The organism is Polaromonas sp. P4_F9, assembly GCF_056401235.1.
On record NZ_JBFUJT010000020.1, the window covers coordinates 13,138 to 34,725 of the forward strand.

A 21,588-nucleotide genomic window follows, 5' to 3' on the forward strand; every position below is an offset into this window, starting at 1 on the left:
GAAGATCATGCAGGGGGCACTTGGCGCCTCCTGCATGCCAATCAAGCCGATGACCGGGAACCGCCATGGATATGACCGAAATACACGTTATCAAGCAGCACCTGATTGATCCCGAAATCTGCATCCGCTGCAACACCTGCGAAGCCATCTGCCCGGTTCAGGCCATCACGCACGATTCGCGCAACTACGTGGTCGATGCCGAAAAATGCAATCTCTGCATGGCTTGCATATCCCCGTGCCCGACCGGCTCGATTGACAACTGGCGCACCATGCCGCGCATCAAGGCCTACAGCCCCACCGAGCAATTGGGCTGGGACGAGTTGCCCCCGGAACTCACCCCGGAAGAACTTGCGGCCGAGGGCGTGGCCCCCGGTGCGATGCCCGAGATCGAACCGGTGACGCCTTCGCTGCCGGCTGCGGCCAGTGGCGAGACGGCCTTCAACAGTGCGCAGTACGGCGCCACATTGCCGCCCTGGTCGGCTGCGCACGGCTACACCAACCTGTACGGCGCCAAGGCGGCCGAAAAATTCATCACGGCCACGGTGGTTGGCAATGTGCGCGTCACCGAAGTGGGCAAGGAATACGACACCCACCACATCGTGCTCGACTTCGGCAGCATGCCCTTCCCGGTGCTGGAAGGCCAGTCGATTGGCATTTTGCCGCCGGGCAGCGACGAAATAGGCAAACCGCACTATGCCAGGCAGTATTCGATTGCGAGCCCGCGCAACGGCGAGCGGCCCGGTTACAACAATGTGTCACTCACCATCAAGCGCGTGCTGCAAGACCACCAGGGCAACGCGGTGCGCGGTGTCGGGTCGAACTACATGTGCGACCTGCAGATCGGCGACAAGGTGCAGGTGATCGGCCCGTTCGGCACCAGCTTCCTGATGCCGAACCACCCGCGGTCGAACATCGTGATGATTTGCACCGGCACGGGCAGCGCACCCATGCGCGCCATGACCGAATGGCGTCGCCGGCTGCGTCAATCGGGCAAGTTTGAAGGGGGCAAGCTGATGCTGTTCTTTGGCGCACGCACCAAGGAAGAGTTGCCGTATTTTGGCCCGCTGCAGACCCTGCCCAAGGATTTTATCGACATCAACTTCGCTTTTTCGCGCACGCTGGAGCAACCCAAGCGCTACGTACAGGATGCGATGCGCGAGCGGGCCGCCGACCTGGGCGCCTTGCTCAAAGACCCGAACACTTACTTCTATGTGTGCGGACTCAAGAGCATGGAAGAGGGGGTGGTGCTGGCCTTGCGCGATGTGGCGCAGCAGGCCGGCCTCTCGTGGGAAACGGTGGGTACGGCCCTGAAACAGGAAGGCCGGCTCCATCTTGAAACCTACTGAGCGATAGGCAATAAGCGATAGCCATAAGCCATAAGCCATAAGCCATAAGCCATAAGCGATAAGCGATAAGCGATAAGCGACAGGCTTTCCTTCCACTTCTTTCTGCCGGCCGGCAGGCTCAGCGCCTGCCCGGAGCCGGCCCCCTCATGCCATGAAAAATCTGACCCTCTCGTCCCGCGCCCCCGGCGTGGCCCAAGTCACCATGTCCCGCCCGGCGGTGTTCAACGCCTTCGACGAGGCGATGATCACTGAACTGGAAACGGCCTTCACCCAGCTTGCCGCCGACCCGGCCGTGCGCGTGATCGTGCTGGCGGGCGAGGGCCGGCATTTCAGCGCCGGTGCCGATCTGCAATGGATGCAGCGCGCCAGCACCGCCTCCCGCGAATGGAACCTGGACGATGCGCGCCGCTTTGCCGGCATGCTGGCGTGCATTGAGTCTTGTCCCAAGCCCACCGTGGCGCGGGTGCAGGGCGCGGCGCTGGGCGGCGGTGTGGGCCTGGTCTGTGCCTGCGACCTGGCGATTGCGGCCGACAACGCCAGCTTCGCGGTCAGCGAGGCCAGGTTCGGCATCCTGCCCGCGGTGATCGGCCCCTATGTGGTCAACGCGGTGGGCAAGCGCCAGGCCAGGCGTCTGGCGCTGACGACCACGCGCATCGCTGCCGCCGAGGCGCTGGCCATCGGGCTGGTGCAGCAGGTGGTTGGGCTGGACGCGCTCGACGCGGCGCTGGATGCCGCCGTCGCCGAGCTGCTGACCGGCGGGCCAGGCGCACAGCGTGAAATCAAGCAGCTGTTTGCCCAGCTTGAAGTCGGGCCGATCACCCATGAAGTGCGCGAGTTGACCGCACAAACCATCAGCCGCGTGCGTGGCATGGACGAGGCCCGCGAAGGCTTTGCGGCCTTTCTGGGCAAGCGGCCACCGAACTGGATGGCGCAATGACCATGGGCTCGATGACAACGAACAGGCTCAACGAGGCGCCTCTGCTGGTGGTCGGCGCCGGTGTCATGGGGGTCGGTATTGCGCAGGTGGCGGCACAGGCCGGCCATGCCGTGATGCTCTACGACACCCGCGAAGGCGCGGCTGCCGAAGCGAAGATCCGACTCGCCAGCAGCCTCGAGGCGCTGGTGGCGAAGGGCAAGCTGACGGCGCAAGGCGTGTCGCAGACGCTGTCGCGCATTGAGGCTGTCGCCTCGCTGGCGGCGGCCGCTCCGGCACGGCTGGTGATCGAAGCCATCGTCGAAAAACTCGACGTCAAACGGCAGTTGTTCCAACAGCTTGAAGCGGTCGTGGCCGCCGATTGCGTGCTGGCCACCAACACCTCGTCAATCTCGGTGACGGCCATTGCCAATGGCCTGCAACATCCGGCACGCCTGGTCGGCATGCACTTCTTCAACCCGGTGCCGCAGATGCGGCTGGTCGAGGTGGTCTCGGGCCTGCAGACCGATCCGGCGGTGGCTGCGCTCATTTTTGACCTGGCCGGCGTCTGGGGCAAGGTGCCGGTGCATGCGCGCTCGACACCGGGCTTCATCGTCAACCGCATTGCCCGGCCCTTTTACGCCGAAACGCTGGCACTGCTGCAGGAGCAGGCTGCCACGCCTGCGGTGCTCGACGCCTGTCTGCGTGCCGTCGGGTTTCGCATGGGCCCCTGTGCATTGATGGACCTGATTGGCCACGACACCAATTTTGCGGTGACCAGTTCGGTCTACGAGGCCAATTTCTACGACAAGCGTTTTGCACCGTCTCTGGTACAGCGTGAGCTCGTCGACGGTGGTTTGCTGGGGCGCAAGTCGGGCCGTGGTTTTTACGACTACACCGCGGGTGCCGTACAACCCGCGAACACCGATTTCGTACCGGTGCCGCTACCAATCGCACCAGTCACGCAATCGTTGTGCGTGCAGGGATCTGGACCGGTGGCCGAGCGACTGGTTGCGGCGCTGGCGCAGGCCGGCCGCGCTTTTGTGCGCGATGAAAGCAGCGACTGGATCGGGCTGGCGGTAGATAGTGCCCAACTGCGGCTGACCGACGGCAGGCCGGCCTCGCAGCTGGGCACGGACGTGGCCGTGTTTGACCTGCCCGTGTCCAGTGACACCGGCATCGCACTGGCGTGGGCGCCTTCCTCGCGCGCCTCCGCGGGGTGGTGCGCCGCCGCCGCCACCTGGCTGCAGGCGCTGGGCTTCAGCCCGCAGCGCATTGCCGATGCGCCGGGCCTGGTGGTGGCCCGCACCCTCGCGATGCTGGTCAATGAAGCCGCCGATGCGGTGCTGCACGGGGTGTGCACACCGGAGGGCGCCGACGCCGCGATGAAGCTGGGGGTTAATTACCCGGCCGGGCCTTTTGAGTGGCTGGCGCAATGGGAAGCCCGCAACGTCATCGCCTGCCTGGACGCGCTGGACGCGCATTACCGTGGCGAGCGTTACCGCGTCAGCCCCTGGCTGCGCCAGCGGGCTTGGCAGGAGGGTGCGCAATGAGCCGCAGAATCGACATCGCGCCGAATCTGCATGCGGAGATCGGCGACAACGGCGTGGCCGAGCTGGTGTTGGGTCCCGAGGGCGGCATGCCCACCACCGACGCCCAGGTGCATGCCGCGCTTGGCACCGTCTGGGCGCAGCTGGCGGCCGAGCCCGGCGTGCGCTGCATCCTCGTGCGCAGTGTCGGCAAGGGCTTTTGCGCGGGCGGCACGCTCGACCTCGTGCAGGACATGCTGGGCAGCGAAACCGCACGCCTGCGCGTGATGCGGGAGGGCCGCGCCATCGTGCAGGGCATGATCGACTGCGACTTGCCTATCGTGACAGCCATCAATGGTGCAGCGGTAGGCGCGGGTGCCGCGGTGGCCTTGCTGGCCGATGTGTCCATCGCGGGCCACAAAGCCAAAATCATCGACGGCCACACCAAGCTTGGCGTGGCCGCCGGCGATCATGCCGCGCTCATCTGGCCGCTGCTGTGCGGCATGGCCCGCGCCAAGTACCACTTGCTGATGTGTTCCACCATCGACGGCATCGAGGCCGAACGCATCGGCCTGGTCAGCCTGGCGGTGCCCGACGACCAGCTGCTGGACAAGGCGCGGGAGGTGGCCCGCACGCTGGCCGCCGGCAGCCCCACGGCATTGGCTTTCACCAAGCGCAGCCTGAACCACTGGCTGCGCGCGGCCTGGCCCGCCTTCGAGCATTCCCTGGCGCTGGAGATGCTGGGCTTTGCCGGCGCCGACGCGCGTGAGGGCTTCGCGGCGCTGAACGCAAAACGTGCACCGCGCTTTGCCCCGGGTGATCCGGCATGAAATTCGGCGGGTTCCAGGCAGGGCAGATTCGTCACGCCGCGTCTTGGATTCCCGCCGCGGTATGACTGGCGAGCCGCCGCGGTCCGGACTAAACTGACGGATCGGCCGGCCTGTCGGCGCTCACATTCGCCGCTCGCCACTGGCCGTGCACATCCGCGGCCCTTGATGTTCTGATGTCCAGATGTCCTGATGATGGTCATGGCGAGCTTTCGCTTCTACGAGGAGCTCAATGAATTTCTCGCACCGCAGCGGCGCGGGCGCGAGTTTGACTGCCCCTGCGCGCGGGCGGCAACCACCAAGCACATGATCGAAGCGCTGGGTGTGCCGCACACCGAGGTCGAGTTGGTGCTGGTCAACGGCGAGTCGGTCGGCTTCGACCGCCAGCTGCGCGAGGGCGATCGTGTGGCCGTGTACCCGAAGTTCGAGGCGCTCGATGTCACGCCGCTGCTGCGCGTGCGTGGGCAGGCTTTGCGCGTGACGCGCTTCGTCGCCGATGCGCACTTGGGCGGATTGGCTCACTTGCTGCGCATGGCCGGCTTCGATACCCTGTACGACAACCACTTTCGCGATGAAGAGATCGAACGCATCGCCGCTGAACAGGGGCGGATCGTCCTGACGCGGGATCGCGACCTGCTCAAGCGCCGCACCATCACCCATGGCTGCTACGTGCACGCACTGCGAACGGAGCTGCAGTTGCGCGAAATCTTCGAGCGGCTCGACCTGGCGCGCAGTGCACGGCCGTTCACGCTGTGCCTGCATTGCAATGCACCCCTGCATGCGATCGAGAAGATGCGGGTCGTGACCATGCTGCCGCCGCAAGTGCGCGAGCACTACGAGCGCTTCAGCGCCTGCGATGTGTGCCATCGCGTGTTCTGGGAGGGTTCGCACTGGCGGCGCATGCGGTCGATGCTGGACGGCTTGTTGCTATGAAATGGCCGCAAACCCCTTTTACATGGCCAGTCGAGACGTGCCCAGCATGCTGTCGTGTCGCCTGAGCCTGTCATTGCAGGCATGAACGCTCAGACCCGACCTTAGGTCCCACCTCAGGTCCCACCTTAGGCACAATTGACAGCATGCGCAAACACATTTCCGAAACCACCGGCCCGCAGCGCCTGGGTTATGGCTTGCTGGTTGGCTTGATGACCGCGGCGCTGCCTGTTCCTACGGGGTGGCAGTTTCGCGGGCTGTTGGGCTGGTGTGTGGGTGTTGCCGTCTATTTGCTGCTCGCCTGGTGGCTGTGTGTGCGCTTTGACGCCCAGAGCACGCGTGAGCGCGCCCAGGCGCAGGACGAGCCGAATGTGGTGCTGTTCCTGTTGATGCTGCTGGCCACCCTGGCCTGCGTGGCGGCCATCATCGCCATGATGCAGCAGAGCCGGGGTCTGTCCGGCCTGCAGCGCTCACTGCATATTGCGCTGTCCATGGGGGCGCTGGCGGCCTCCTGGCTTTTCATTCAGACCATGTTCGCGTTTCACTACGCACACCGTTACTACCAGGCGGAACAGCGCCAGCAGCCGGACCGTGCTGGCCTGAAGTTCCCCGGTGGCCTGGACCCGGACTATTTCGACTTTCTCTACTACGCGCACGTCGTCGGCATGACCTCGCAGGTGTCCGATGTGCAGGTGACGTCGCGCGACATGCGCCGCCTCACGCTGCTGCAAAGTGTGCTGTCGTTTGGCTTCAACATGCTGATTCTCGCGCTCAGCATCAATGTGGTGGCCAGCGCCCTGCAGTAGACGCCGTCAACGAAAGGCCTGCGAAGAACGCGTGTCTTTATTCCTCGTGCAGCCGCTTTTTCAGGGCCATCTTTTCATCGCGCCGAATGGCGGCCTGCGACTTGCGGTGGGCACCCGCCTTGCGCCGCGCAGCCGGCGCCACCAGCGGGTTTCTCGGCCTGGCAGTCTTCAGCTTCAGCTTGGTTTTTCGCGCGGAGCTCATGGCTTGGGTTGTTGCGCTCGCTGCAGCTTCAACAGCCCGGTCGACAGTGCCGTGCCGCACACAATCACGGCGGCGCACACCACCATCCAGGTTGTCACCGCTTCACCGAGGAAGAGCACGCCGTAGAGCACGGCAAAGACTGGCACCACAAATGTCACCGACAGCGCACGCTGCGGCCCGGCGTTCTCGATCAGCCGGAAAAACAGGATGTAGGCCAGCCCGGTGCACAGCACGCCGACGGCCAGCAGTGCCAGCCAGGCCGAGGTGCCCGGCATGCGCGCGGGCCACAGCCAGAGCGCCGGCAGGGCCAGGCCCAGCGTGGCGCCGATCTGGCTGCCTGCGGCCGTGACCAGCGGCGGCAGGCCGGACAGGTAGCGCTTGGTGTAGCTGGCCGAGATGCCATAGCACACGCAGGCCAGCAGGCAGGCCAGCACGGCCCAGCCGGGCGCCACGCCCGAGGCGTCGGGCTTGAAGGTGGCTTTGTCCCAGGCCAGCATGGCCACACCGGCAAAGCCGACGACCAGACCCAGCACGCGCGAGACATTGGGTTTGTCCTTGAGCCAGAGCCAGGCGACCAGCGCGCCGAACATCGGCACGGTGGCGTTCAGGATGGCCGAGAGCCCGGTGGTGATGGACAGCAGGGCAAACGAGAAACACGCAAACGGAATGCCGGAGTTGAGCATGCCGATGAAGAAAGTCCGTTTCCAGGTTCTCTTCAGTTCCGGCAGCAGGCCGCGCAGCCACACAATGGGCAGCAGGAAGAGGGCTGCAATCGCCACGCGCACGGCGGCGGTCGGCAGCGGGCCAAACTCCACCGTGCTGATGCGCATGAAGAGAAAGGACGAACCCCAGATGGCCGCGAGCAGCACAAAGTCGGTCAGCCAGCTTTTGGGTGCAGCCAGGGCTGCAGGCGCAGGTGGTGCCGCGGGTGGTGCCAGCCCGGTGGTCGATGAGGTCAAATCAGGGTCTCCTTCATGAGCGCACCCTCAAGCTTGAGCAGTGCAGTTTTTTTATCGAGGCCGCCCGCATAGCCGGTGAGCGAGCCGTCGGCGCCCAGCACGCGGTGGCAGGGCACGATGACGCTGACCGGGTTGCGCCCGATCGCCGCGCCCACGGCGCGCACGGCCGCCGGTTTGCCGATGCGGCTGCTGAGCTCGCCATAGCTGGTGGTGCCGCCCTGCGGTATGGCCAGCAGGGCCTGCCACACCGTTTGCTGAAAGGGCGTGCCATAGTCCAGGTCCAGGGGCAGATCAAACTCCGTGCGCGTTCCGGCGAAGTACTCGGTGAGCTGTGCAATAGCCTGTTTCAGCACCGGGTGGTCCGCGTCTTCGGGCCATACATACGGCTCCACGAGCTGTGACGGCAGGTGGCGTTGGCCGGCAAACCAGGTGCCGGCCAGGCCCTTGTCCGTTGCGGCGATGATCATTTTGCCCAGTGGGCTTTGGAACGTGGTCTGAACGATGGAGCGGTCAAATTTCATCTTGTTCACCTTTGAATGGTTTCGAGTTTCGAGGTTTCACCTGTCATGCAGGCGTATTCAGAAAAGGTCAGAAAAAGGCCGGCTCGATCATTCGCCGGTCATGGTCGCCCGAAGGCGCTTTCCCGTCCAATGAAATCGAGAGGGCGTATTCATTCCCTAAGCGCATGAATCTCCTCAGCCCCGTCAACCGGGCCGCTCCAGCGTGCCGCTCCACGCGCGGATCACGGCATAGCTGCGCCAGGGCTTCCACGCATTCGAGGCCAGCTCGGCTTCCCGGGCCGGATTTTTCAGTCCCTGCACGCCCATTGCCTTGTGCAGCGCCACATCGCCCGCCGGAAACGCATCGGGCCAGCGCAGGGCGCGCATGGCGATGTACTGCGCGGTCCAGTCGCCAATGCCGGGCAGGGCCTTCAGCGCCTCCAGCGTGGCATGCACATCGGCGCCGCTGTGCAGCTGCAGGCGTTTGTCGGCCACTGCTTGCGCAATGCCCACAATCGCGGCCTGGCGCTGCCTGACTATGCCAAGCTGCCCCAGCGCATCGCCGCTGGCGGCGGCCAGCACGGCAGGCGCCGGGAACAGCCGGGTCAGCTGCGGCCAGGGCGTCACTATTGCTTCGCCAAACCGGTCGACCATGCGCTGCGCCAGCGTGCGCGCCGCGGCCACGGTGATCTGCTGGCCCAGCACCGCGCGCACGGCCAGCTCATAGCCATCGAGCGCACCGGGCACGCGCAGGCCATCGCCTTGGGGGAAGCCGGCATGCAGCACGCTGTTGATGGCAGCCGGGTCGGCGTCGAGGTCAAACATGGCGCGCACCCGGCGAATCACCAGCGGCAGCACCTCGCGCAGCGAGTCGCTGACGTTGAGCACCAGCCGGGAGCGGGCCTCATCAAAGGCCGCCAGCAGCCAGCCGGCATGTACCTTGCCGCCGGACTCCACACGAAATGTCCTGCCTATCGAGGGGTGTTGCGCATCGGCAGCCACGAATTCAATGGCATGGATGGTCCGTTGGCTGAAAAAGGCGAGCATGGCCGCCACGTCGTAAGGGGGCCGGTAGCCCAGCCGGATGGTGATGCCCGGCGCGGTGCCGTTGATGTGGCCGACATCGCTCACCCCCTGGCGCCGCAGCTGCGTGGGGTTGAGCTTGTAGTGCTCGACAAAAGCGGCATTGAAGCGCCGCACGCTGGCGTATCCGCTGATCAGTGCAACCTGCGTGATGGGCAGGCTGGTATCGGCCAGCAACTGCTTGGCGGTGTGCAGCCGGCGCGTCTGCAGGTACTGCATGGGCGAGACGCCAAACTGCGCCTCGAAAATCCGCCGCACATGGCGGTCGCTCACGCCCAGCCGCGCGGCCAGTTTTTCGACCGAGGGGGCCTCGTCAGACAACTCGGGTTCGTCCAGCAGGCGGGCCGCCTGGTGGGCCAGGATGTAGGAGGCGTCCTGGATGGACCACACCACCGAGTGTGGCGCCAGCTCGGGCCGGCAGCGCAGGCAGGGGCGAAAGCCGGCGCTCTCGGCCTGTGCCGCATGGCTGAAAAACCGGCAGTTTTCGCGCTTGGGTGTCTTGACGCTGCAGACAGGCCGGCAGTAGATGCCGGTGGATGTAACACCGGTAAAAAAACTGCCGTCAAAGCGTGCGTCCCGCGCCTTCAGGGCGAGGTAGCAGTCGTTGTCTGCGAGGGGGGGCTGAGCGCTGGTCATGGGTGCATGTTACGCCGGGCGTGGCTTTTGACTAGCCGTTTTCGGACATATCCCTGAAGCCCGCCGGGACCCGTCCCGAAGGAGGGCACCCCCCTACAATCGACTCACTTCAACTTTCAGTGAACCCCCGCCCATGCAAGTCAGCGCATCCATTTTCAAGGCCTATGACATTCGCGGCGTCGTGCCGTCCACCATCAACGATGAGATGGCCGAGGCCCTTGGAAAAGCCTTTGGCACGGTGGCGCTGGCGGAAGGGGAGAAAACCGTGGCCGTGGGCCGCGACGGCCGGCTCAGCGGGCCATCCCTCAGCGCGGCGCTCATGCGCGGCCTGGCGGCATCCGGCGTCAATGTAATCGATGTCGGCATGGTCACCACGCCCATGCTGTACTTCGCGGCCAACACCCTGGCCACCTCGGGCATCCAGGTCACCGGCAGCCACAACCCCAAGGACTACAACGGCTTCAAGATGGTCCTGGCCGGCCGGGCGATTTATGGCGAGGACATCCAGGCCCTGCGCCGCCTGATCGAGTCGGAAGGCTGGGCGCAGCCTGCGCAGGGCGGCGCCATCAGCCGCGTGGATGTTGAAAAGGATTACCGCGACCGCATTGTTTCCGACATCAAGCTGGAGCGGCCGCTGAAGATCGTCATCGATTCAGGCAATGGCGTTGCCGGTGCTTCGGCCCCCGCCATTTTTCGCGCCCTGGGGTGCGAGGTGACCGAGCTGTTCAGCGAAGTCGACGGCAACTTTCCCAACCACCACCCCGACCCGAGCAAACCCGAGAACCTGCAGGACTTGATCAAGGCGCTGCAAAGCGGCAATGCCGAACTGGGCCTGGCCTTTGACGGCGACGGCGACCGGCTGGGCATCGTAACCAAGGACGGCCAGAACATTTACCCCGACCGGCAGATGATGCTGTTTGCGCGCGACGTGCTGTCGCGCGTGCCGGGCGGCACGATTCTGTTCGACGTGAAGTGCTCGCAGCGCCTGGCGCCCGAGATCGAGGCGGCCGGCGGCGTGCCGCTGATGTACAAAACCGGCCACTCGCTGATCAAGGCCAAGATGAAGGAAGTCAACTCACCGCTGGGCGGCGAGATGAGCGGCCACATCTTCTTCAAGGAGCGCTGGTTCGGTTTTGACGACGGCACCTACGCCGGTGCACGCCTGCTCGAAATACTCAGTCGCGTGCCGGATGCGGGCATCCTCCTCAACGGCTTGCCCACCAGTTTCAGCACGCCCGAACTCAATGTCGCCTGCAAGGAGGGCGAGCCCCACACCGTCGTGGAAGCGCTGACCAAAGCTGCCCACTTTGCGGCACCCGCCAAAATTTCCACCATCGACGGCGTGCGCGTCGACTGGCCCGACGGTTTTGGCCTGATTCGCGCTTCCAACACCACGCCCGTGCTGGTGCTCCGCTTTGAGGGTCACACCCAGCAGGCACTGGAGCGCATCGAGGCCGACATGCTCGCGCTGCTGCGCAGCGTCAAGCCCGACGCCAGCTTCGCTGCCGCGGCGCATTAGAGATGGTGCCCCCACGCTCGTCACTTCGTGTACTTCGCTGCCCCCTCAAGGGGCTGGCCTTGCTTGGGGCGGCCCGGCGCGGCGGCCTGCCGGCTGGCGCGCTGTGAAAATCCTGCTCGTCAAGCTGTCGTCGCTGGGTGACGTGGTGCACACCCTGCCCGTGGTGCAGGACATCCGTGCTGCCTTGCCCGACGCACAGATTGACTGGGTGGTCGAAAAATCATTTGCCCCCTTGCTGGCGCGTTGCGCGGGTCTGCGCCGCGTCATCCCCTGCGAGATCAGGCGCTGGCGCAAGTCGCCCCTGGCGGCGGTGACGCGTGCAGAATGGCGCGCCTTCAAGGCGCAGCTGCGGCAGGAAAGTTACGACGCCGTCATCGACCTGCAGGGCCTGACCAAGTCCGCGCTGGTGGCGCGGCTGGCCCGGCTGGCCACCGCAGGTGAGGGCGGCAAACGCTATGCGCTGGCCAACCAGACCGATGGCTCGGGCTATGAGGCGCCGACGCGCTGGGTGGCCGACGTGGCGATCCACATCGCGCCGCAAACCGCTGCCGTGCAGCGCTCGCGCGAACTGGCCGCGCAGGCGCTGGGCTACGACCTGCGGCCCGAACCCGACTTTGGATTAACACGGGCTCCGGTCCAGGAAAAAACCGGGAAGAGCGCTCCTGAAGAGATAGCAAGCCCGGCGGGCCTGGAACGGGTGGCCTTTGTGCATGGCACCTCGCGCGCCGACAAGGAGTGGCCGCTAGACCACTGGATAGAACTCGGCCAGCGCCTGGTCGCGGCGGGCTGCCAGCTGGCCTTGCCGCACGGCAATGCAAAGGAGCTGGCAACGAGCCGGGCCATTGCAGAAGCGCTGAATGAACCGGGAAACCCCGTGGTGGCCACCGTGTGGCCCCTGCTGTCGCTCGATGCCCTGACGGACGAGCTGGCGCGCTGCGCCGGCGTGATCGGTGTGGACAGCGGCGTGAGCCATATTGCCGTGGCGCTCGATTTGCCGCATGTGCAGATCTACAACTTCGATACCGCGTGGCGCACCGGGCCACCGGCGTCAATGCCCGAGGACGGCGGCGCGCCCGGGCGGCGGCAGGTCAGCCTGTTTGCGCAACCCACCCCCAGCGTTGAAGCCGTCTGGCAAGCCTGGCTGGCTTGTCGTGAGGCCCCTGCGGCGGCGCATACGACCATTGTGGCCACCCCATGAGCCAGCTGTTGCTGCGGCTTTATTCGGCGGCCCTGGTGCTGGCGCAACCCATGCTGCGCCGCAAGCTGGCGCGGCGCGGCCAGCGCGAGCCCGGCTATCTGGCGGCGGTTGAAGAGCGCTTTGGCCACTACACCCAGCCGGCCGAGACTTCTTCCGAACTGGTGTGGGTGCATGCCGTCTCACTCGGGGAAACGCGTACCGCGGCCATGCTGCTCAAGGCTTTGCGCGCGCAATACCCGGGCCTGCGCATTTTGCTCACGCACGGCACGGCTACGGGCCGCGCCGAGGGTGCGGCGCTGCTGCAGCCCGGCGATGTGCAGGTCTGGCAACCCTGGGACAGCCCGGCTGCCGTGGCGCGCTTTTTCAACCACTTCAGGCCACGGCTGGGCCTGCTGATGGAAACCGAGATATGGCCCAACACCGTGGCCGCTGCCCGCGCGCGCGCCATGCCGCTGGTGCTCGTCAATGGCCGCCTGTCAGACAAATCATTGCAGCAGGCGCTGCGCATCGCGCCGCTGTCCTTGCCGGCCTATGGCGCGCTGGCCGCGGTGTACGCGCAGACCGAAGACGACGCGCGGCGCTTTCGCCAGCTTGGCGCACCGGTAGCCGGCGTGTTTGGCAACCTCAAGTTTGATGCCACGCCCAGCGCCGGCCAGCAGACGCAAGGCCGGGCATGGCGGCAGGCGCTGGCGCAGCCGGTGCTGATGTTCGCCAGCTCGCGCGAAGGCGAGGAAGCGGATTTCCTCAAACAGATAAAGGCTGTGACTCAGGAAAAAGTTGGGCTGCCAGCCATGGGTTCGGCAGCCAATGAACCCGCCAGGTCTTTCCATGCACTGATCGTTCCCCGCCACCCGCAGCGCTTTGACGAAGTGGCAGCCTTGGTGGAGCAGCACGGCCTGCGCGTGTCGCGCCGCTCGCAGTGGACGGGCGGACCCGCCGACAGCGACGAAGCCCGGCAGGCCGATGTCTGGCTCGGCGATTCCCTCGGCGAGATGGCGCTGTACTACGGCCTCAGCGATGTGGCCCTGCTCGGCGGCAGCTTTGCGCCCCTGGGTGGCCAGAACCTGATCGAAGCCGCAGCTTGCGGCTGCCCGGTGGTGATGGGCCCACACACCTTCAACTTTTCTGAAGCCGCCGAGCTGGCCGAGGCCGAAGGCGCAGCCCTGCGCGTAGCCGGCATGCCCGAGGCCGTGCAGGCTGCGGTGGCGTTGGTGAGCGACCCGCCTGCGCTGGCAGAGGCGGTGGATTCCGGCTTGGCGTTTGCAGCCCGCAACCGGGGTGCAGCCGCCAGGACACTGGATGCGTTGCGCGCCTATTTGTGAGTTGCGTCCCGCTGGGGCCGGTTGTGGGGGCAGGGCAGCGTGAGCCCAGTTGAACATTCCAATATGCAGGCTTTCACGGATTTGGTATTGCCCTTTGAGTCTCCGCCGCATCGGATTTCCCCAATGAATTCAAGGTGTTACAGAATACGACGCTGTCTTGTTCATTAGCAGGCGAAGTTGTTCATGAGCAGCTTTGGCGACTTTGCCGTGATTTTCGTAACGGTACATTCGACATCAGATACGAAAAGTCAGTTATAAATCAAGTACTTATAGTGGATAGGCAATCGTGGTGCATAGCAAAGTTGTTCATGTGACCTGCTTGCTGTCCATAACACGTTAGGCGACACAGGGTGAGCACCTCGCGATTGGGCTCGTGCCCTTGGAGCCAGACGGCGGGCGGCTCGTCGCGCATCTCGAACGGAGGACATCATGGGACTCTTGACCTTCAGTATCAACGTCACCCTGGACGGCTGCGTCGACCACCAGGAAGGAATCGCCGACGACGAGACACACGCCTTCTTCACCCGCCTCATGGACGAGGGCGGGGCGATGCTGTGGGGCCGCGTCACCTACGAGATGATGGAGAGCTACTGGCCAGCGGTCGCCCGCGGCGACGCGGAGGCACCGCCGGCGATGCGCGAGTGGGCGGTCAAGCTGGAGGCCAAGCCGAAGTACGTGGTGTCCTCGACGCGAAAGGACTTCCCGTGGACCAACAGCCACCACATCGCCGGCGACCTGCGCACGGGCGTACAGAAGCTCAAGGACGCGACCCCGGACGGCGTGCTCCTCGGTAGCGGCAAGCTCGCGACCGAGCTGGACCGGCTGGATCTGATCGACGAGTACAAGTTGCTCATCCACCCCAGGATCGCCGGCCACGGCCCGACCCTGTACGAGAGCGGGCTGCCTAGCACGCGACGGCTCGAGTTGATCTCGGCGAAGCCGCTCCGCAGCGGCGCGGTCGCCATGCACTACCGGCGCGCGCGCTGACTCGGAGATGGGTCATGTCGCCTAACAACGCGCTGCACTCGGACGGGCCTCGCGTTGCTCGGCCCGCCGGTGAGCGCGGGCGTTAGCCACCGTATGGCACGTCCTATGTCGCCGGAACGAGAGAAAGAGTATGCGGAGTTGCTCGCGTTCCTGGATTTCCACTCTAAACATCTCCTCAAAAATCCTCCCGCTGGCGGATTTGATCTAGTCGCCGAGGCCAAGCGGATTGCGGATCAGTATGGCAAGTCGAAAGGTCTGGAAGGGCTGCGCCAAGCTGTGAACGATGTGATCGAAGAACTCAGCGATCTCACGCCGGACTCAATCAAGTTGGTGGACGAAGCTCTTCGCGCATCCGGTCTTCGTACCTTGTCTGAGTTGCGCAGAGAATACGGTGCCACGTACAGGAAGATATTACGGCGAGGCAGTATCAAGACAGAAACGGAGTACTACTTGGTAAACGGGTTCGTCGTAGACCTTGCCTCGGATGTTCCATCTTCAGAGCGCAAGCTCCTCCAAGAAATGGTGGCCGCCTATGAGAGCCGTGGCTAACAGGTCGTATATGGACACCCCCACAAGCGGGCTTCGCCCACTTGTGGACGTCCCTCATGTAAAACGTCTAGACGCCAAGGAGACATCATGACAGTTAAGCGTATGGACAACGTCGGCATCGTGGTGGAAGACATTGATGCCGCCATTGAGTTCTTCACCGAACTTGGTCTCGATCTCGAGGGGCGTGCCCCAGTTGAAGGAGACTGGGCAGATGGCGTCACCGGATTGCACGGCATGCGCGTCGAGATTGCCATGATGCGTACGCCGGACGGCCACAGCCGGCTCGAGTTGTCCCGCTTCCTCGCGCCGTCCGTTGTCGCCGACCACCGCGTCGCCCCAGTGAACGCTCTTGGTTACCTACGCGTCATGTTCACCGTGGAGGACATCGACGATACGCTCGTCCGGCTCGGCAAACGCGGCGCGAAGCTCGTCGGCGAAGTGGTCCAGTATGAAAACATGTATCGGCTCTGCTATATCCGTGGTCCCGAAGGAATTCTCATCGGGCTCGCCCAACAGCTCGGGGAGCAGACTTCCCGAGAGAATCCCATAGGACGTAACCGTTGAGAACTAAAGAAGTGGCGTCTAACCCGGCAGTCGAGCGGACCTGCGCGAAAAGCCGCGCAGGCCGCTCACTTCGTCAGAAGGCAAGAGCAGCGACGTCACGGAAGAACAACGTCGTTAGTGGTTCAGGCATTTACGTTAAAGGAGGCGAAGCATGCATAGCACCAGGTCTGTTCTGTTGAGTCTAATAATTGCCGCGGTTCTTGCCGGTTGCGCGTCTTCTGGGCCGATGGTCACCCGTCAGGACGCTGCCGCCGAAGCCAATCGAGGCCTGGTTGGGGCCTGGATCGTGACAGCCAGCCGTGCACGCGGCGTAGGGAAGAACCTTCTTACCTTTTCGTCGGATGGCACATTCTTTCGGAGCGGGGACACCCACCCCGTATACAGTGGCGGTCATGGTGCCTGGAAGCGTGTCGGCGACAAGGAATTTGATGCCACCTATATCGCTTTTAATTTCGATCAAGACGGAAAGTGGATCGGAAGCAACAAGGTCCGGATACATATTATCCAAGGCCCTGGAGACAACGAGTTCACGGCCGCAACAAAATCTAGCAGACGCGACTTACAGGACAACGAGATTAGCGCGGCCGAAGGCCGTCTTACGGGAAAACGTATCGAGGTGGACCCGTTCTGACATTGCGCTTTAAAGTCCCGGTGAGGAGACCAACCGTGATCCGCTCGTTCTGGCATTTGGCATTAGCGCTGCTTCTCGCCGCGTGTGCGGCGACAACGCCGCGCACCTGGGACCTTCCGGCTGGGGTCAAGTCCCTTTCCGTCAACGGATACGAGATGGCCTTTGTCGAGCGTGGTTCTGGCGAGCCGGTCATCTTCGTGCACGGCACGGTGAGCGACTACCGCTACTTCCGCGGCCAGATGGAGCCGTTCGCCGAGCGCTACCGCACAATCGCGCTTAGCCTGCGCCACTCATACCCCGAGCGGTGGGACGGTAAGGCCCCCACGCTGACGATGCGCCAGCATGTTGCCGATCTCGCAGGCTTCATCCGCGCGCTCAACGCCGGCAGAGTGCATCTGGTGGGCCATTCGCGAGGCGGCCAGGTCGCGTTGGAAATGGCGAGCCAGCATCCCGAACTGCTGAAGTCGCTCGTGCTCGCCGATCCGGCACCGATGGCGAGCTTCCTCTCCGCAGCGCCGCCCGCGCTCGCAGCCCTTGAGCGGCGGCGCACGTTTGTCTCGGCTGCGATCGAGCACCTGCAAAGCGGCAGCATCGATGCCGGCCTCGAAAGCTTCGTGGACGGTGTCACCGTGCCGGGCGGTTGGAAGAACCTGCCCGAGCCCAACAAGCAGGGCGTCCGTGACAACGCCTGGACCATCAAAAGCCTGCTTGCCGATGCCAACGAAGCACTCAGCTGTGAACACGTCAAGCGCATCACAGTGCCGGTCTTGCTCGTCTCCGGCGAACGAAGCCCCGACGAGTACCGCCATATGCAGGACGCGATTCAACCGTGCCTGCCGCGCAACGAACGCGCGATCATCCCGAAGGCGGGCCATGTGATGAACGTTGCGAACCCGACGGCCTTCAACGCCTTGCTGCTCGGCTTCTTCTCGAAGAACTAATCTGCGGGATGACGCCCAACCCTTCCATCGAGCGGACGTCCGAAAGCTGGCTTCGCCCACTTTCGTCCGCCGCTCATGTCAAACGCCGAGCGTCATAGAGCGCGCCCCAGGAGGCTTCTATGCTCACCGCAGTCATGATCCTTGTTTGCGTCGGCGCTGGCATTGTTGGCGGTGTTTTCTTTGCCTTCTCCACCTTCGTCATGAAGGCTCTCGCTCAGCTTCCGGCCAGTCAGGGTGTCGCAGCCATGCAGCGCATCAATGTCGTTGTCATCAATCCTCTCTTTTTGGGCGTTTTTCTGGGCACAGCTTTCTTGGCTGCCGCTTGCGTTGTCATGTCAGTTCTAGGCTGGAATACGCCACGCTCCTTTCTGCTGCTCGCATCAGGTCTTCTGTATCTGGTGGGTTCGTTTCTTGTCACCATGGCGCTCAACGTGCCACGCAATGAACGTCTGGCTGGCCTAGACCCTGCGTCTTCGCAAGCCGCCGAGTATTGGGTTGTCTATCAGCGCGAGTGGTCGCTCTGGAACCATGTTCGGTCAGCGGCCTCGGTCGCATCGGCGGCCTGCAGTGCCGGCGCACTGGCAATCTAAGTCGTTCGCGAGCGAGCCACCAATGACGCCCAACCCTTCATATATGGACTTACATGGACGCCCCCGGTTTGCCAAGCTTTCAGTTCATGACGGCTCAAAGGTAAAGATTGCACCCGTACATCCGGACTTTGTGTGCGGCAGAGCCGCTGTCCCTGATGGAATTCGCGGGTTGGCTCCTCAATCGGCACTGGCGCACTTTGTGTGCTCCGGATATATCGGGTTTTTCTCAGCCGTCTTTTATGCCTTGGGTGCTGCAAAATTTAAGGCACCGCAGCACCGTTTCACTTGAACAACCGGCAGGCTCAGTAAGGACTATTGCCCGGCCCATACAGCACGCCACGTTGGACATACAGCAAGTACGTACTACCTCCGTCGCGAAGCCAGTTGACCATGTTGAATTGATCCCCAGCAGCCTGAGTGAGCTTGTCAACAAGTACCGACGAGACTTCGAGCGGGGTTTTAGGCTTGACAGTCAAGGTCGTGCCTGGGTCTTGTGGCAGTTTCAAGAAGTACGCTGCTCCAGTTCCGCCGCTGTTGGCACGCACCGTGGCGATGTCACCATCAATCACGACGGCAGTTCCCTCGTCGACACCGATGGCCCGTGCGGCACTCCAGGGCATACCATCTTGAACCATCCTCGCCAGAAAGGTCACCAGACGTCCCATGCGGTCGCGGCTCACCAGATGGGCATCCACGATCGTATTCTGGAGTTTGGGAGTGCTCTCCAGGAACGTACGGTCAAGGGTGAGCCTGCGGTTATACGGGTTGCTGAGTGCATCTGACGAAGTGATCGTGCCGTACTGTGCCGAAAAATCTACAGCGCCCAACACGGCGAGGCCCGCGCTCGTTCCGCCGATAGGCACGTTTTTCGGAAGCAGCACAGTCTTTATGATCGTCTCGACGGAGGTCTCGTTCCACTGACCGATGTAGCTCCACTGATCGCCTCCGGCGATGAACAACACGTCTGCCCCGAGGATGACGCTCGTGACCTTTGGATCGTTGGCACCATTTGGAGTTTTGATGACCAGGGTCTCGACCGAGTCGACGCCTTCCATGGCGGACAAGTATGGGTTGTAGCCATCTGCACCTGAAGCGCGGATGATGACGACATCAATCTTGTTGGAGGCGCTCCCTCCAGCCTTGGCAATCATGTCCTTGAAGGCCTGATCAACGTCGAGCCCTCCACCCATCAACACAGTCATCTGCGATGTGGGCTGGCGGGGTGACATATCGGCTGAATTACCCGTGAGGTAATAGTCGAAGTCCTTGGTGCTGAGGGTAGGCTTGGCGCCAGTTCCGCTGCCATCGCCCGCCGCCTGCACGGGCGAAATAAGAACAAACGAAACGGCGGCAAGCGCCAGCAGGTCGCGAGCCAATCCAAGCCAGGCGCGGCGTGTAGGATTTTTCATCTTTTTATTCCTATCCGTTAAGTTGATGGCGCCCAGACTATTGGTATTGGGACACCTTGAACAACGAAATTCGCGGACTTGTCTTGATGAAGGTCTGCGCAGTGGAACGACAGTATCGTCCGATAGCACAGCAACCTCGGCATCAAAACACCCAGAGGGTCAATTCCGAACTGGCATACAGACGCGAACGTTACATGGCGAATGTCGTGGTTGTCAACACTCGCGCGAACAGGGGGGTTCTTGGGTTTGCATAGGCGAAATCGCTTGTGTTGACGCGGTGGCTGGGCTGTCGTCGGTTTCGAAGAAAAATTGTTAAGCTGACTCGCTGTAGCATTTGAGTGTCAGTAAGGGGGGGGCGGCGTCAACGGCTGGGTCGGACACATTGCTGCCAGCCAACTGCTGCCGGCCACTGACTCCTTCCAGGCTGAAGTATTCGTTCTCCCTCAATTGGGGGATGGGCTGGCCGGCGAATAGCCTCTAGACTTGGTCGGTCTCGACTACCGGGGTTCGCTGAATTTTTAAACCTGTACGCATGAGCAGTGGCAACGTCGCAAAGTCAATAGATATGCGGCTCGCTTGGGACGGGGAAGTCCCTTTCATTCGTTGGGTACCTAGAGTTTTGCATCGGGCTTCCTTACGTCATATACCGCCAATCGGAGGGCATGCATCAATGAACGCGAGAGACCTGCTGGCAACCGCTTTGCTGTTTAGCCTGCTTGGCTGTGCAACGACGCCAGTCCCCACTAGCGCAGCCCGAGACGTTCCGAGAACGAGAGTTCTCAATGCCGCTCTTCTTGAACGGAAGGAGGGCCTTGGCCAAGTGGTTGTGAAGAGAGATGAAGGCCTTTCTGCTTCCGCATGCAACTCTCGCGTTTTCGTGAACGGAACCCCAGTCGCTGAGATCGCCCCAGGCGAAAAGGTAACCTTCTATTTGCCGGAGGGCGAGCAAATGCTCGCTGCTATGGCGACGAGAATCTGCATTGGCGGGCTTGTTGAGGCAAAGGCATCTGTGAGTCGCTCTCGTGCTGCCATCTTTCGCATTAGCTACGGAAGCAGCGGCGAGTTCTCAATCCAACCGACCGCGTTTTAGATGCGAGCATTGTGTGAGATGGCGCAACCCGGCGGGCAATCGAACCGCCCAAGAGCTGCGCTGTTGGCTTCCTTACGCGCTTCGCGCTCCGGCGGCCGGTTACGTCTACGTTAGATCTCTTCACCGTGGCTGCGACCAAACTACACGACTACCAGAAGGCCGCGCTGGCTCCATTGGAGCAAGCGCTGCGAAGGGCCGTGGCCGATGCGGAGCCGGAAGCGGCCATCGAAGCAGCCACTCGCATCCAGGAGCTATTCCCCAATGACAGAAGACACCATCGTCTTCTTCGCGCAAAGCTTTGGGCGTATGAAGCCTGCGTGGACGCGAATCGGTTGGCCTACGCAGAAGCTGGCCTTATTGGAACTCGCCGTCTAGCAGGACAGACAACGAGACTCCATCTCGAGGCCAGTGGATTGCTCGTCGTGACAATGCTGCGGCAGAAGAAAATTGCCGAATCGAAGAAGCTAATTCGAGAGGTGATCGGCAATATTAATAACATAACGTCCGACCGGACGCGGCATCAATTTCAGAAGCGCTTCATCCAGCGCGTGGAGGAGGAGTGCATCCTCGCCGAGCTGATTGATAGTGGTGACGGTCCTCTCGATGTAGCCGAGATCGAAGCGAAGGCCGTACTTCTGCTCGAGCGGAACACAGACGAAGAAATACTGAAGCTCATTGGAAATAGTGTCCCGGCAGCTGGCATCAGGCTGCTCGGTGACGTTCGCAACTACTCCTTACAGCTTCGCGCTTGAACTCGGCTCCAAACTTTCTTCGGGTGTTTCCCATCTCTCACTCTCCTCGCTCTTTCAGCGTTTAAGAAAGTGTCCGTTATTTCGGGGGAAACCCAGTCGTTCCTACATTTGTCGAGCGCACGTCTACCGCTCTGGCGCAGTAGACTTCAGTCGCCTTCGTCAGATACCAATCCGGCGCTTTACGAGAGCCTGCTTACGTACACGAAGACTCGCCTTGCAATACCGAAAGATGCTGTATGTCCTTTGCACCGCCGCCTCTTTGAGTCTCTCACTCAGCAGGACAGCATCGTCTCCTTCAACTACGA

Annotated in this window: 21 protein-coding genes; 16 read left to right on the forward strand and 5 right to left on the reverse strand. The window is 62.9% G+C overall.

The window, feature by feature from the left end; genetic code table 11:
• Positions 1–65 precede the first annotated feature (65 nt).
• The 6 genes from boxA to AC1DUB_RS17705 all read left to right on the forward strand — a co-directional run bounded on the left by boxA (position 66) and on the right by AC1DUB_RS17705 (position 6,351).
• Positions 66–1,346, forward strand: coding sequence for a benzoyl-CoA 2,3-epoxidase subunit BoxA (gene boxA, locus AC1DUB_RS17680; RefSeq protein ID WP_477730628.1), 1,281 nt, complete (start codon positions 66–68; stop codon positions 1,344–1,346).
• A 151-nt stretch (positions 1,347–1,497) separates the two neighbouring features.
• A complete protein-coding gene (locus tag AC1DUB_RS17685; RefSeq protein WP_477730629.1) occupies positions 1,498–2,283 on the forward strand; it encodes an enoyl-CoA hydratase-related protein in 786 nt (261 codons plus the stop codon).
• A complete protein-coding gene (locus AC1DUB_RS17690; protein WP_477730630.1) occupies positions 2,280–3,812 on the forward strand; it encodes a 3-hydroxyacyl-CoA dehydrogenase in 1,533 nt (510 codons plus the stop codon). The genes AC1DUB_RS17685 and AC1DUB_RS17690 overlap by 4 nt, the downstream gene beginning before the upstream one ends.
• The gene (locus AC1DUB_RS17695; RefSeq protein ID WP_477730631.1) at positions 3,809–4,618 is read left to right on the forward strand and encodes an enoyl-CoA hydratase/isomerase family protein; all 810 of its coding nucleotides are present in this window, start codon (positions 3,809–3,811) and stop codon (positions 4,616–4,618) included. Before AC1DUB_RS17690 ends, AC1DUB_RS17695 begins: the two co-directional genes overlap by 4 nt.
• Positions 4,619–4,810: 192 nt before the next feature.
• Positions 4,811–5,548, forward strand: coding sequence for a Mut7-C RNAse domain-containing protein (locus tag AC1DUB_RS17700; protein ID WP_477730681.1), 738 nt, complete (start codon positions 4,811–4,813; stop codon positions 5,546–5,548).
• A gap of 143 nt (positions 5,549–5,691) precedes the next feature.
• Entirely contained in the window at positions 5,692–6,351 is a 660-nt protein-coding gene (locus AC1DUB_RS17705; RefSeq protein WP_477730632.1) for a DUF1345 domain-containing protein, read from the forward strand.
• 37 nt (positions 6,352–6,388) lie between these two features.
• On the opposite strand, the gene AC1DUB_RS17710 is transcribed toward AC1DUB_RS17705, so the two are convergent.
• The 4 genes from AC1DUB_RS17710 to AC1DUB_RS17725 all read right to left on the reverse strand — a co-directional run bounded on the left by AC1DUB_RS17710 (position 6,389) and on the right by AC1DUB_RS17725 (position 9,731).
• On the reverse strand, positions 6,389–6,553 hold the full coding sequence (locus tag AC1DUB_RS17710; RefSeq protein ID WP_477730633.1) for a hypothetical protein: 165 nt from the start codon (positions 6,551–6,553) through the stop codon (positions 6,389–6,391).
• Positions 6,550–7,512, reverse strand: a complete 963-nt coding sequence (locus tag AC1DUB_RS17715) for a DMT family transporter (protein WP_477730634.1) — start codon at positions 7,510–7,512, stop codon at positions 6,550–6,552. Before AC1DUB_RS17715 ends, AC1DUB_RS17710 begins: the two co-directional genes overlap by 4 nt.
• The gene (locus AC1DUB_RS17720; RefSeq protein WP_477730635.1) at positions 7,509–8,033 is read right to left on the reverse strand and encodes a methylated-DNA--[protein]-cysteine S-methyltransferase; all 525 of its coding nucleotides are present in this window, start codon (positions 8,031–8,033) and stop codon (positions 7,509–7,511) included. The genes AC1DUB_RS17715 and AC1DUB_RS17720 overlap by 4 nt, the downstream gene beginning before the upstream one ends.
• Positions 8,034–8,216: 183 nt before the next feature.
• On the reverse strand, positions 8,217–9,731 hold the full coding sequence (locus AC1DUB_RS17725; protein WP_477730636.1) for a DNA-3-methyladenine glycosylase 2 family protein: 1,515 nt from the start codon (positions 9,729–9,731) through the stop codon (positions 8,217–8,219).
• A 133-nt stretch (positions 9,732–9,864) separates the two neighbouring features.
• Between AC1DUB_RS17725 and AC1DUB_RS17730 the strand changes: the two genes are divergently transcribed.
• From AC1DUB_RS17730 to AC1DUB_RS17770, 9 genes are all read left to right on the forward strand, one after another.
• Positions 9,865–11,250, forward strand: a complete 1,386-nt coding sequence (locus tag AC1DUB_RS17730; protein ID WP_477730637.1) for a phosphomannomutase/phosphoglucomutase — start codon at positions 9,865–9,867, stop codon at positions 11,248–11,250.
• A 103-nt stretch (positions 11,251–11,353) separates the two neighbouring features.
• Entirely contained in the window at positions 11,354–12,448 is a 1,095-nt protein-coding gene (gene waaC, locus AC1DUB_RS17735) for a lipopolysaccharide heptosyltransferase I (RefSeq protein ID WP_477730638.1), read from the forward strand.
• Entirely contained in the window at positions 12,445–13,770 is a 1,326-nt protein-coding gene (locus AC1DUB_RS17740) for a 3-deoxy-D-manno-octulosonic acid transferase (RefSeq protein ID WP_477730639.1), read from the forward strand. The genes waaC and AC1DUB_RS17740 overlap by 4 nt, the downstream gene beginning before the upstream one ends.
• A gap of 429 nt (positions 13,771–14,199) precedes the next feature.
• Entirely contained in the window at positions 14,200–14,757 is a 558-nt protein-coding gene (locus tag AC1DUB_RS17745) for a dihydrofolate reductase family protein (protein ID WP_477730640.1), read from the forward strand.
• A 105-nt stretch (positions 14,758–14,862) separates the two neighbouring features.
• Positions 14,863–15,306 carry a hypothetical protein gene (locus AC1DUB_RS17750; protein WP_477730641.1) on the forward strand — a complete coding sequence of 148 codons (444 nt, stop codon included), beginning with the start codon at positions 14,863–14,865 and terminating at the stop codon, positions 15,304–15,306.
• Between the two features lie 87 nt (positions 15,307–15,393).
• Positions 15,394–15,870, forward strand: a complete 477-nt coding sequence (locus tag AC1DUB_RS17755; RefSeq protein WP_477730642.1) for a VOC family protein — start codon at positions 15,394–15,396, stop codon at positions 15,868–15,870.
• Positions 15,871–16,021: 151 nt separating this feature from the next.
• On the forward strand, positions 16,022–16,501 hold the full coding sequence (locus tag AC1DUB_RS17760; protein ID WP_477730643.1) for a hypothetical protein: 480 nt from the start codon (positions 16,022–16,024) through the stop codon (positions 16,499–16,501).
• 35 nt (positions 16,502–16,536) lie between these two features.
• Positions 16,537–17,442 carry an alpha/beta fold hydrolase gene (locus AC1DUB_RS17765; protein ID WP_477730644.1) on the forward strand — a complete coding sequence of 302 codons (906 nt, stop codon included), beginning with the start codon at positions 16,537–16,539 and terminating at the stop codon, positions 17,440–17,442.
• A gap of 119 nt (positions 17,443–17,561) precedes the next feature.
• Positions 17,562–18,032, forward strand: coding sequence for an anthrone oxygenase family protein (locus tag AC1DUB_RS17770; RefSeq protein ID WP_477730645.1), 471 nt, complete (start codon positions 17,562–17,564; stop codon positions 18,030–18,032).
• A gap of 302 nt (positions 18,033–18,334) precedes the next feature.
• Here the strand turns inward: AC1DUB_RS17770 and AC1DUB_RS17775 are convergent, their stop codons facing one another.
• Positions 18,335–19,441 carry a cyanophycinase gene (locus tag AC1DUB_RS17775; protein ID WP_477730646.1) on the reverse strand — a complete coding sequence of 369 codons (1,107 nt, stop codon included), beginning with the start codon at positions 19,439–19,441 and terminating at the stop codon, positions 18,335–18,337.
• Positions 19,442–20,656: 1,215 nt separating this feature from the next.
• Here AC1DUB_RS17775 and AC1DUB_RS17780 point away from each other — a divergent pair.
• Positions 20,657–21,283: a hypothetical protein gene (locus AC1DUB_RS17780; protein WP_477730647.1), complete on the forward strand. Its 627-nt coding sequence runs from the start codon at positions 20,657–20,659 to the stop codon at positions 21,281–21,283.
• Positions 21,284–21,588 lie beyond the last annotated feature (305 nt).

Excerpts from the sequence above, each read along its gene's own strand:
- AC1DUB_RS17710 (WP_477730633.1), bottom strand. The coding sequence starts at position 6,553 with ATGAGCTCCGCGCGAAAAACCAAGCTGAAGCTGAAGACTGCCAGGCCG.
- AC1DUB_RS17730 (WP_477730637.1), top strand. The coding sequence starts at position 9,865 with ATGCAAGTCAGCGCATCCATTTTCAAGGCCTATGACATTCGCGGCGTC.
- AC1DUB_RS17700 (WP_477730681.1), top strand. The coding sequence starts at position 4,811 with ATGGTCATGGCGAGCTTTCGCTTCTACGAGGAGCTCAATGAATTTCTC.
- AC1DUB_RS17690 (WP_477730630.1), top strand. The coding sequence starts at position 2,280 with ATGACCATGGGCTCGATGACAACGAACAGGCTCAACGAGGCGCCTCTG.
- AC1DUB_RS17725 (WP_477730636.1), bottom strand. The coding sequence starts at position 9,731 with ATGACCAGCGCTCAGCCCCCCCTCGCAGACAACGACTGCTACCTCGCC.
- AC1DUB_RS17685 (WP_477730629.1), top strand. The coding sequence starts at position 1,498 with ATGAAAAATCTGACCCTCTCGTCCCGCGCCCCCGGCGTGGCCCAAGTC.
- AC1DUB_RS17755 (WP_477730642.1), top strand. The coding sequence starts at position 15,394 with ATGACAGTTAAGCGTATGGACAACGTCGGCATCGTGGTGGAAGACATT.
- AC1DUB_RS17775 (WP_477730646.1), bottom strand. The coding sequence starts at position 19,441 with ATGAAAAATCCTACACGCCGCGCCTGGCTTGGATTGGCTCGCGACCTG.
- AC1DUB_RS17750 (WP_477730641.1), top strand. The coding sequence starts at position 14,863 with ATGTCGCCGGAACGAGAGAAAGAGTATGCGGAGTTGCTCGCGTTCCTG.
- AC1DUB_RS17760 (WP_477730643.1), top strand. The coding sequence starts at position 16,022 with ATGCATAGCACCAGGTCTGTTCTGTTGAGTCTAATAATTGCCGCGGTT.
- boxA (WP_477730628.1), top strand. The coding sequence starts at position 66 with ATGGATATGACCGAAATACACGTTATCAAGCAGCACCTGATTGATCCC.
- AC1DUB_RS17740 (WP_477730639.1), top strand. The coding sequence starts at position 12,445 with ATGAGCCAGCTGTTGCTGCGGCTTTATTCGGCGGCCCTGGTGCTGGCG.
- AC1DUB_RS17695 (WP_477730631.1), top strand. The coding sequence starts at position 3,809 with ATGAGCCGCAGAATCGACATCGCGCCGAATCTGCATGCGGAGATCGGC.
- AC1DUB_RS17745 (WP_477730640.1), top strand. The coding sequence starts at position 14,200 with ATGGGACTCTTGACCTTCAGTATCAACGTCACCCTGGACGGCTGCGTC.
- AC1DUB_RS17720 (WP_477730635.1), bottom strand. The coding sequence starts at position 8,033 with ATGAAATTTGACCGCTCCATCGTTCAGACCACGTTCCAAAGCCCACTG.
- AC1DUB_RS17770 (WP_477730645.1), top strand. The coding sequence starts at position 17,562 with ATGCTCACCGCAGTCATGATCCTTGTTTGCGTCGGCGCTGGCATTGTT.
- AC1DUB_RS17705 (WP_477730632.1), top strand. The coding sequence starts at position 5,692 with ATGCGCAAACACATTTCCGAAACCACCGGCCCGCAGCGCCTGGGTTAT.